General features: G+C 59.1%; 7 protein-coding genes. 2 read left to right on the top strand and 5 right to left on the bottom strand.

Annotated elements, in window-relative coordinates:
• Positions 1 to 263: 263 nt before the first annotated feature.
• On the bottom strand, positions 264 to 641 hold the full coding sequence (locus tag VGG64_18725; GenBank protein ID HEY1601642.1) for a response regulator: 378 nt from the start codon (positions 639 to 641) through the stop codon (positions 264 to 266).
• Between the two features lie 165 nt (positions 642 to 806).
• Between VGG64_18725 and VGG64_18720 the strand changes: the two genes are divergently transcribed.
• Complete coding sequence (locus VGG64_18720) at positions 807 to 965, top strand: hypothetical protein (protein ID HEY1601641.1); 159 nt, start codon at positions 807 to 809, stop codon at positions 963 to 965.
• Positions 966 to 1,719: 754 nt separating this feature from the next.
• Here the strand turns inward: VGG64_18720 and VGG64_18715 are convergent.
• From VGG64_18715 to VGG64_18705, 3 genes are all read right to left on the bottom strand, one after another.
• A complete protein-coding gene (locus VGG64_18715; GenBank protein ID HEY1601640.1) occupies positions 1,720 to 5,088 on the bottom strand; it encodes a CHAT domain-containing tetratricopeptide repeat protein in 3,369 nt (1,122 codons plus the stop codon).
• Between the two features lie 67 nt (positions 5,089 to 5,155).
• Positions 5,156 to 5,314, bottom strand: coding sequence for a hypothetical protein (locus VGG64_18710; GenBank protein HEY1601639.1), 159 nt, complete (start codon positions 5,312 to 5,314; stop codon positions 5,156 to 5,158).
• 998 nt (positions 5,315 to 6,312) lie between these two features.
• Complete coding sequence (locus VGG64_18705; protein HEY1601638.1) at positions 6,313 to 6,960, bottom strand: HTH domain-containing protein; 648 nt, start codon at positions 6,958 to 6,960, stop codon at positions 6,313 to 6,315.
• Positions 6,961 to 7,204: 244 nt separating this feature from the next.
• Here VGG64_18705 and VGG64_18700 point away from each other — a divergent pair, with 244 nt between their 5' ends.
• Positions 7,205 to 7,477 carry a hypothetical protein gene (locus tag VGG64_18700; protein ID HEY1601637.1) on the top strand — a complete coding sequence of 91 codons (273 nt, stop codon included), beginning with the start codon at positions 7,205 to 7,207 and terminating at the stop codon, positions 7,475 to 7,477.
• 518 nt (positions 7,478 to 7,995) lie between these two features.
• On the opposite strand, the gene VGG64_18695 is transcribed toward VGG64_18700, so the two are convergent.
• Complete coding sequence (locus tag VGG64_18695) at positions 7,996 to 10,020, bottom strand: glycosyltransferase family 25 protein (protein ID HEY1601636.1); 2,025 nt, start codon at positions 10,018 to 10,020, stop codon at positions 7,996 to 7,998.
• Between the last annotated feature and the right edge of the window lie 33 nt (positions 10,021 to 10,053).

Raw genomic sequence — 10,053 nt, 5'->3', positions numbered from 1 at the left:
GGGGGGCAATGATGCCGCTATCCAGCATAAGTGTCAATCAGCCGGATGGGTGCTAGCACGGCCTTCGTGAACTTGGGGACGTTCCGTGCGACCGACAAGGCGGCATCGGCTTCTTTATCTCCGACCGCATAGCGCCGACGTTCACGAATTCGCTGCGGTGGATGGTGATGTCGGCATGAGCATCAATGCCAGCCGAACCTCATTCTTGCCAACTCGAAGCACGGTGGCCCAGCAGTAGCCGCGTCTTCTATCAGTGCGTTGGCTCACGCGCAGTTTTTTAGCCCGCCGAGAACAGCTAACAGGTCATCGATCGCGCACGGCTTCACTAGAAAATGCTCGATACCCGCTGCTCCGGCTTCGTCACGGTATTGCTGATGCGCAAAGCCCGTGAGTGCGACAAGCAGCGGGCTGTGACGGATGCAGCGAACTTCGCGAGCAACCTCCAACCCGCTCATGCCGGGAAGCCCGAGATCGAGCAGTATGACATCCGGTCGAAACTCGTCGACCAACGAAAGGCAGTCCTTTCCGTTTGCTGACACTTCCACTGTCGCGCCCGCGTGGCTGAGCAAAAGAGAAAGCGATGCCGCCGTGTCGGCATGATCCTCGACGACAAGGATGCGCATTTTGGCCAAGGCTGCCATAGCCGTGATCCAAAGGAAGGGCTGAGCGATGAGGCTGGTGATCTTTTTTTCACGGTAACATCGACTGCAAAATGCTCAAGCGATTTTTTTGTTGCCGCCACCCGCCGATTGCTGGTTTGAATCGCAAGGCTGGGCGACGTGCTAGCATCGCGGATAACGGATTCAATGTCTCTAGATAGCGGCCTGAAGATGAAAGGGGATTCGAATCGCCGTAGCGGTTGGCATCGGCGCGTGCTGGTGGTGGTCGGCCAGTTGGTCTCCTCTCGCCAGCCACCGCCCACCGCCTTGCAGCATTTGTGCGTCGAACTGCATTACCTCTCATGAAGCGGCGGCGTCGGGCAAAGTGGGCGGCCGTAGACGATGTTTCACGACCCTTTTGGCCCGCGCGTCTAACCGATGTGCCGCGTGGCGTGGCAGTCCAGACACGCCCCCAATCAACGGCTTCGGCATGCGGCAGGGTTCGCAAGATTGGCTCGATCTTCTCCCATGTCCCGTCGCGCTTCCATTCGGCCATTCGCCGCCAGCAGGTCATGCCAGAAACATTCGCAACCGATGAGGGGGGCTTCGCCCATCGGATACCGTGTCGCAGGACGTATAAAATGGCAGTCAAAATAGCTTGGTTATCCATCCGTGGCCGGCCGCCAATCCTACTCGCAGGCGAAGCCGGGATAAGTTGACTAACTCGCTCCCAGAGCCCCGCTGGCGTTCAAGGCGATCATGACCCTAACGCAGCCAATCGCTTTTTCGGCGCTCGTTCGCGGCTACGATGGCGAGTGCCCCTGCTGCCGACGACCATTTGCCGACGCTTCGTGAGCATGTCGATGTGACCGCCGCGCGCTACCGTACGACCGATTTCGGCGGGCTTCGGCTCGGGCGATGTGACCGAAGCGCGCAAGACGAGGCAAGGAAAACGCCCCACCACGTCGGTCACCGCGGCTGAGCCTGCCTCGAACGATGCCGCGCCGGCAAGGCAATGGTTAGCATCAGTGCCCTCCAACTAAGAAACGTTCAACTGTGCTCAGCCAGAAAGCGGAAGCGAGCCGCTTGTTCGGCACTTTCGCGGTTGATGGGCGAGAGCTTATTGCCAGTCGCCGCTGAGAACGAACGCGGCCCAAAAATACGGCGGGAGGCGCTTATCCGCGCGCGGGGAATTCTCCTCCATCGTCAGCCCGCGGGCGCCGCGGCTGACGTCTGGATTCCTGCCCCCTTCGCGCAGCATCCAAAGCTGCGCCTCGCGCAGGGCATCGAGCCTGGTTATTTGCGGTTGATTGTGCGACGGCTGCCACAGGTTCTTGTAAAACCGTTCCATCAGCAGGCGCGTCGCCTGATCGGGCACTTTCCATAAGCTCGCCACGACGGTGCGCGCCCCAGCTGCTTGAAAAGCCCGTTGCAGACCCAACAGGCCTTCGCCGCCAGCCACATTGCCCAAGCCGGTTTCGCACGCCGAGAGCACGGCCAGTTCGACCCCGCGCAAGTCGAGCGTGCCGACTTCTTCGGCCGTCAAATAGCCGGTGTCGCCAGTTTGCGGCTCGTTTGCGCCGGCCAGCACCAGGCCCGAAAGCAAGCCGGGATGATAGCCCGATACGCTCTGGGTCGTGGTTAGCTTTTCGGCCCCGGCAGGTGGAGCGTCCAATTGTTGCTCGAGCGCCGAACGGAAGCGAGCTGCTGCAAAGAAGCCGTGCGTGGCCAGGTGCAGGTAACGGTATCCCCCGGCTGCCTCGCGCAGCGCATTCGTTGTCGCATTGGCCTTATCCAGCAATTTGAGGCCGCGCGGGTCCAATTTACTGTCTGCGTAAAGCCCCTTGAGCATTGTCAACTCGCCCAGCGTGCCTTCCAGCCGCAGCCAGGAGCCTTCATCGGCGCTCCTCGCCAGCCCGCGATCGAGCTGGGCGACCTCGGTTGTCGGCGGCGAGGCCGGCCGAGCAGTGTCCGCGCTCGGGCGATGATCGTAGTCGACATCGGCCACGACCAGTAGATTCCCCTGCGGAGCCGCGGCCGGCTTGGGCACGGGCTGCGCCAGCGCGGCTGGTGAAGGGACGACGGCGACTGGCCAATCTTCCAAGAGATAACGGTCTGGCTCCTTGCCCGGCAAGGCGTTGAACGGCAATCGGTCCAGCGGACCGTCGGGCGACACGAGCACCAGCTTTGCGCCGGCCAGCAGCATTTCCACCGGCTGCCAGACTTGCTCGCGCAGCCGCTTAGCAGCATCTTTCGCCCCGCGCGAGCGGCCGAAATCACTGTCGTCTTGCCCGCGCCAACGGTCAATCGCTTCACCCACCAGCTTACTTTCGCCCAGGCTCACGAGCCGGATCGGGCCTTCGTGACGCACGATGAACGCGGCCAGCTCCCGTCTCCAGGTCGGCTTGCCGCCCTTCTTCTCCGGTTCGATCTGTCGCCAAAATTCCACGAAATCGACAAGCACGGCATTGGGCGGCAATGCCTTTTGCAATGCTTCGACGGTTGCCGCGTGCGCCGCCGCGGCGAATTCGGCGCTTCCGTGCGCCAGCTCGCGCTCCAACTGGTCTTTCCGGCGCGACAGCTCGCCCAACTGCCGACTGACGGCTTCCCGCTTTTCCGGCGCCGCGACGGCCAGTGCCATTTGGGCCAGCCGCGTGGTCATTTGTTCCAGCTCGGCAAATTTGGGTCTTAGCTCCGTCCGGTCAACGAGTGCATGCTGCCGCAATTGCTGCCGCAGCACGAGCCCTTTCCACTGAAGCCAAAATGAATAAACCCGATCTCCGTCCTTCCCGTGCTCGGCCTGGATCGCCAGGTAGTTGTCTAAGCTCCACCGCACGTCGGCCGCATGCTGTAATTGCTGCCGCTGGGATTCGCCCAGGAAGCTTTGCTGAAGAGCTTCGAGCGTAATGGTTGCCGCCTGGCGATAGAGCGGCTCGGCCCGGGCGTAATCACCCATGCTTTGGTACAGCCCAGCCAGATTGTTCAGACTTGCGGCGTAATCGGGATGAGATTCGCCTAAAGCTTTTTTGTAGATTTCCATTGCCTGGCGATAGAGAGGCTCGGCCCGCGCGTGATCGCCCGTGTTCTCGTACAGTCCGGCCAGATTGTTCAGACTTGCGGCGTATTCAGGATGAGATTCGCCGAGGGCTTTCTTGCGGATTTCCATGGCCTGGCGAAAGAGGGGCTCGGCCCGCGCGTAGTCGCCCATGCTCCTGTATAGCCCGGCCAGGTTGTTCAGGGCGTAGGCGTAGTTGGGATGCGCTTCGCCCAGGCCTTTTTTCCAGATTTCCGACGCCTGTCGCAACAGCGGCTCGGCCCGCGAGTAGTCGCCCATCCTTTCGTACAGCTCGGCCAGGTTGTTCAGGCTCGCGGCGTAGTCGGGATGCGCTTCGCCGAGGGCCTTCTTTCTGATGTCCAATACCTGGCGTAATAGCGGCTCAGCCCGCGCGTGGTCGCCCATCCTCTCGTAAAGCGTGGCCAGGCTGTTCAGGCTCACGCCGTAGTCGGGATGGAATTCGCCGAGGTTTTTCTTGCGGATTTCCATGGCCTGGCGAAAGAGGGGCTCGGCCCGCGCGTAGTCGCCCATGCTGTCGTATAGCCCGGCCAAATTGATGAGGGTTTCGGCGTACTCCGGATGCGACTGGCCGACCGTTTTCCTTCGGAGCTCCAGCGCCTGTTTGCAGAGCGGCTCGGCCCGCGCATAGTCGCCCATGATCGTGTACAGCCCAGCCAGGTTATTCAGACTCTGGGCGTAGTCGGGATGCGATTTACCGAGAGCAATTTTTCGAATATCCAATGTCTGGCGAAAGAGCGGCTCGGCCCGTGCGTTGTCGCCCAGGCTCTGGTACAGCCCGGCCAGGTTGTTCAGGCCCGTGGCGTAGTCGGGGTGCGATTTGCCGAGAATGCGGGACCGGGTGTCGGCAGATTTTTCGGCCACTTCAATCGCAGCCGCGTACTGGCCGGCGTGGTAGAGCCGGACCACATCCCGATTCTGCCGCTCGGCATCGCGAAGATCGCGCCGATCTTCGGGACTAAGGTTGGCCAGGGTCTTGGCCTTCTCAAGTCGGACCCGCGAGTCGATCACCGTCCAATCATCGGCGCCGAATACCGAGGTGCCGACGTCGAGTGCTTCCTGCAATCGCTTTTCGGCCTGGGGAAAGTTTTCCCGGTCGAGCTCGGCCTGCCCGAGCCAATCGAGCGAGACCGCCAGGTCTTCGGCCGGACGTGGATAAAGTTCTCGCTCGATTGCCAGCATCTTTTCGCCAGCCGCAACCGCTTCGGCTGTTTTGTCGTCAGCGCGCAATTGCCGCGCTTGCTTCCACAAGCGATCACGTTCGGCAAACTTCGCGTCTTTCGCCGCGTTGGCGGCTGACTGGGTAGGTGGAGAAGGCACGCTCTGCTGCTTGGCCGGTGCTTGGGCCGTTACCGCGGCCGCCGACAACGCCAAGAACAGGAGTCCGCACGCTACCATGATGAGTATTCGCGCCATGCGATTGTTTCCTGTGCGATTGAATTAGCTTTAGCCTTGCGCTGCCGCGCTGACGGAAATGGAATCGTCAGTCGCCTTCAACCGTCACATTGAGAACTTGAGTGCTGTATTGATGCGCTGGCGTAATCGCGATGCCGCTGCCCAAGGAGCTTGGTAGCTCCACGCGGCTGGCAGGCATGGGCTGCTGACCGCCGTTGGGCGGAAACCATTGGCTCAGCAACAACATCAGGCTAATGCAGCGAATTGGCGGAAGTCAAAACTTTCCCACTGATGTTTTCACGTGAATCCGAACTTCCCGGCCGGGCCTGCCTCGGGCAAATGGGACAACCCCGCGGGTAGACCGTGGGCGACGCACGACGGAAAATGATTACCGTCTACTTGAAGTCCCGGCCGAGGCATCGCGACCTGCCACGGGGCTGAGCATGGCCGCTCATTATGGAGGTTCCACCGGGCAGGCGAAAGTTTTTTCGTCGGCAACCGGTCGCCATGACGCCATCGGCGGAACATCGCAGGTTTAGAACTAGAGCGCTTACATGATAGCTGTAGCGTGGCTAGCACGTTGCTGCACGCCTTGTTTTGCGAGGTTTCGATCGGCTGCTAGCTGGGCGTTTCCGCTACACCAAAGATGAAAGCGCTCTAGCCGACAGCGCCACACTCACGCGGCGTAGAACAGCCCAATTCGCTCACCGCAACCTGGATCTTCGGTGCGATCCACCGAGGTAACCGTTGTCGATGTGACCGACGCAGATTGGGCGTCCGGGGCAGGTCCAATGCCTGGAAGAAGGCTGTCGCAGAGCATTTCAAAGACCTAACGCGGAATCTCACCGATCACGCTGCCGGTGCGGCCTCTTGACGGGAGCGGCCTTTCAAAAGTTCGACCTGCGTTGGCCCCCCGACCGGCCGCTTGCCGAGGCACATCACTGGGTCTTCCGTGTAGCCGACTGCTGTCCGTCGCGCTCAACTTTAATCGTAAGCTGAGAGTGCTTCGGCACACCAGGGCGTCCGCCCGTATCGGCGTCCTGCCTGAATGACTCCTTAAGCCCGTGAGGTCACCATCGCGCTGGTGCGGAAGCGAGAACACCGATTGCCTTGCACGTCCTGCTGACCCGCGTATTGTGTGAATGGAGGTGCGATGCCCACTAGGTCATCGCCGCCCAGTTCGACGATCGACCCGCACCGTCATTGCTGCCAAGCCTGACCGTTTAATTCCGAAAGTGACAAACATCAGCCGCGCCATTCATCAATCGCTTCAGCTTTGGAGACCAAGTCGAGTCGAAACAGCTTTGTCTTGCGGTGGATCGAGGATCTGCCAATCAGTATCCATGTCCCGCCTTGCCAGTAAAGGCGTTCGGGGGTTACTTTGGTTGTGAAATCTACGCCTGTATCTGTAAGGCGGCCGTACAGCCGAATTTGCAGTCCCTTGCGTATCGCGGTGACGACGCTTTTGAACGCCTGCTCGTTCACGGTTGACGAAGGGGCGCGCACTGCAGACCGCATGCAAAGTTCGATGAGTCGGCGCAATTCATTACGTTGTGTCGGCGCAGTACGGCGAATGATGTTGCCGATGGCTCCCTGAATTGCAGTCGAGAGCGGCTCAGTGTTTCGAAATTGAGTAGCGACCAAAAGGAGCGCGACGACCTCATCTTCACGGAGCGGTAGCGAATGGCCATTGTCAACGCCTACGACTTCATAACCTCCACTTTCCCGCGTCGCAATTGGTATGCCAGCAGTTTGTAATGCCTTCACGTCGCGAATGATCGTTCTGCGACTGACATGATAGGACTCAGCTAATTGGCGCACAGTCAAACGTACACCAGACTCAATTAATGAGTTGAGCTGAAGCAAGCGAGCCAGCCGATCCGAGGTCGCCATTAGGTTACCCGCCGGGGAGTAACTACAGAGCGATTCCATCCGTCGCCGTAATCGCGAAATCCACGGCTAGCGGGACATGAAAAACTTGTATTTCGAAGAAAAGGGTGCCATGCGGGTGTAGGCCGCTCTCTAGCTGTGGGGTATTTACCTCAAGATACGGCCGTTTTTATGGCACTTGCTTTTCAGGCTTGCGTACGATTGTTACAATCCGACCGATGTACGATTTGGCCAGGAGGGTTATCAGATGTCGCGAGTCGCCATGGCGCGCGCTTTCGTAAAGGGGCAGCTTACGGCCTACCTGATCAGCCGATCGCTGCACCGTATTCAGCACCAAGAGGAACTTGAGCAGAATCTGTTGGCGATCTGTCGGGATGTTCAAAACGGAAGCAACCGGCGGGCCGTGCTAAGCCTATCGGCAGGTGGGCAACGCTTCGGGCTGTCACTCAAAGAGTATGCGGACTTTATCGAGGACGTCGTCGGATTCGGTGAGGAATTACGTCGGCCACCCAATCGATAGGGCAAGTATCGTGTGCGCTCTCGTCCGAGATCATGCGAAGCTGTTTGCTCGCAAGGAGGACGTTCTTATCGGCGAGCAAGACGGTTCGCTATTCCGCGTGCTCGTGATTGGCTGCGCGCGATGAGCCTGCAAGGGCCGTATTGTCTTTTGACCGCCGAGATAGCGATACTAGGAGGCGCCCAATCATCCGTCGCATGCGATCTGTGCTGACTCGGCCACCGGCAAATCCGCCCTTCAACATTCGCGAGACAATTCGCGGAGTTGCAATGCTCATAGGACGACGAATAGCGCGCTGGACGATAAGCGTAGCCCGTTCAAAATCGCTCAAGCGCATTTCACGGGTACTCACGGATTCGAAAACGCTTTGTGTGCGGCCCACGGTTCCGCGGCGGCGCGCATCGTATCATTGTTTGATTCAGCTTCGAAAATATGGAAGAGTGAGAATCAAGCGAGGGCAATTCAATCGCTTGACAAGGTAAGGCACGCGGTGCGCCAAGCCCGATGCGATCGGGCGTGAACTAGGACGCCAGCGCGATATGTCGTAGCGTAGGCCGAACGTATTGTGCCGCAATGGTTATCTGCGTCTCCGAGATGGTAAGCGGCAGGAAATGGGCCAGCTTGCGGATTTCTTCCACCGGGTCAGTTAGCAGAGCATGGTAATTCACCGAATGGATCTTAAGCTCTGGCCGTGAAAGAAGTCGGAGCTTTTCGTCCCATAAATATCGCTGCACGGCCTCCAGCTGTGCATTGGTGTGACTGCGGCCATCCCGACGAATCAAGGATGCGACCGATTCGCTAAGCGGCCGCTCACAGTGCACAATGTAAAGTGAAGGGCCGCATACCCGAAGAAGCATCTCTCCCATCGCCAACAGATGCGGGTACTTTCCGCCAGCAATCGTGGTGCGACTGGCGGCTTCGCTCGATTTTGCCCGAATCCATTCTGCTAGTAGTGTAGTGGTCGCGAGTTCGTCCATACACTTGTGGATTTCGGGGAATGGCATGTACCTTTCGCAAATCGACGCCAAGCCTTCAGCCTCGTAACCACCATCGGCTTCGCATCCGACAAAGCGGTTGCCCATGTGCAGCCCCAACCGATGCAGGATGCCCGCAACGCAACTAGAACCGCTACGGTGTAGTCCAAGGCAGGCAATAAAGGGAGCTGTCGCAGAAGAATTAGATGATTGCGTGGTCAGCCGTTCGGAGTGAATAGGAATTGGAGTGGGTTGAGGACGTTGCGCCATGACCCACTTGCTGGCAAAGTCCGTGGCTTTGCGGCGTTGGTGATCGGACGGCGAGTAATGCAATGCGCGGCAGATTCGGTCCAATTCTAGATCAGGCCTGGCAACTAAGCTCTCGTACGAGATCCGCATGTGCGGAGGGGAGAATTCTCGCAGAAAAGCATCCCGCTTCTCGACCATGTGTGGCAGAATGGAGTGAACGGCCTCTCGCGGCCAGTTCCAATCGGCTCGCATGACGGACTCGATCGAATCTTCCACGGCGCGATCTACCACGAGAAAGAACGGGCGATTCCACGCTTCCAATAGCTCGGGACCCAACAAGCAGTTTATCGGATGGTTTCCACCTGCAAATCTCGAATGGCCCCGAAGTTGATTGCAACGCTCGCCGGCCCATTTTCGAAGTAAGGCCGTACGGTCTTCGCGGCAGGAGTCTTCAGCCAGCCAAGGCTCTCGGTACATCGCCCGGCAAAGTAATCCCAATCCCTCTGCCTCGTGGCAACCAAACGGGTCCCCGGCTGTGTTGGGCGCAAATGCGCTTCCCATGCTGATGCCCGCATGGTGCAGCATGCCCGCCACGCAACTCGTGCCTGAGCAGTAGGGCCCAACGACCGCTACCATCGCCAAGTCAACTGGCGGCCGGGTCAGCGCCTCGGCGCCAGAAAATTCCAAGCTCGGCCATTCTTTCCCATTCACGTCACTGTGGCCACCAGCTTGGTTTACTAGCCAATACCGTGGCACGTAGAGGCCGCGTTCCATTGCGGCATGAAGCTCGCCTAACTGGTGATCGATATGGTGCTCGGCCGTCCAAGATGTGAACGCGTTGAGATGCCGATAGGCGAGCTCCATGGTGGGGCGACCACGCAGACCGAAGCAATGCGTGCGGTTGACGTTAAAAGGCCGGTAAACCCAGTCGTTAATCCGCCGCGGCAACCGGACATTCTGCTTCAAGTGTTCTCCACCGAGGTAAACGAAGCTCCAATCATCAGGAAGATGAGAAAAGAACTCTTCCACCTTCTCGCGGAAGTCCGGGACGAAGATCGCGTCGTCTTCGAGCAACAGTACACTTTCGATTCTTTTGTTGAGGCAGTCTTCCAATATCGAGAGGTGCGAACGATAGCAACCCCAGGCACCGGGTCCACTGCGCCACCATGCAGGCGGTGGTGCAAGGCGGCCGTCGACTGCCCGTACACGAATCGGCTCTGCGAATGGCCAGTCTCTCGGAAGTCGCGACCGAAACGCTTGCCAGCGGTCAGGACGGCTCGCGAGAGTTAAACAATAAACTAGCTCGAACAAATTGGATTGCATCGTAATGATCCTACGACTACGCGAAAGTGATGA

The sequence above is a fragment of the Pirellulales bacterium genome (genome assembly GCA_036490175.1).
Classification (GTDB): Bacteria; Planctomycetota; Planctomycetia; order Pirellulales; family JACPPG01; genus JACPPG01.
This window is presented reverse-complemented; position numbering and strand designations above follow the sequence as displayed.

Coding starts and splice junctions, on each gene's coding strand:
- VGG64_18725 (HEY1601642.1), bottom strand. CDS start 641: ATGGCAGCCTTGGCCAAAATGCGCATCCTTGTCGTCGAGGATCATGCC.
- VGG64_18720 (HEY1601641.1), top strand. CDS start 807: ATGTCTCTAGATAGCGGCCTGAAGATGAAAGGGGATTCGAATCGCCGT.
- VGG64_18715 (HEY1601640.1), bottom strand. CDS start 5,088: ATGGCGCGAATACTCATCATGGTAGCGTGCGGACTCCTGTTCTTGGCG.
- VGG64_18710 (HEY1601639.1), bottom strand. CDS start 5,314: ATGTTGTTGCTGAGCCAATGGTTTCCGCCCAACGGCGGTCAGCAGCCC.
- VGG64_18705 (HEY1601638.1), bottom strand. CDS start 6,960: ATGGCGACCTCGGATCGGCTGGCTCGCTTGCTTCAGCTCAACTCATTA.
- VGG64_18700 (HEY1601637.1), top strand. CDS start 7,205: ATGTCGCGAGTCGCCATGGCGCGCGCTTTCGTAAAGGGGCAGCTTACG.
- VGG64_18695 (HEY1601636.1), bottom strand. CDS start 10,020: ATGCAATCCAATTTGTTCGAGCTAGTTTATTGTTTAACTCTCGCGAGC.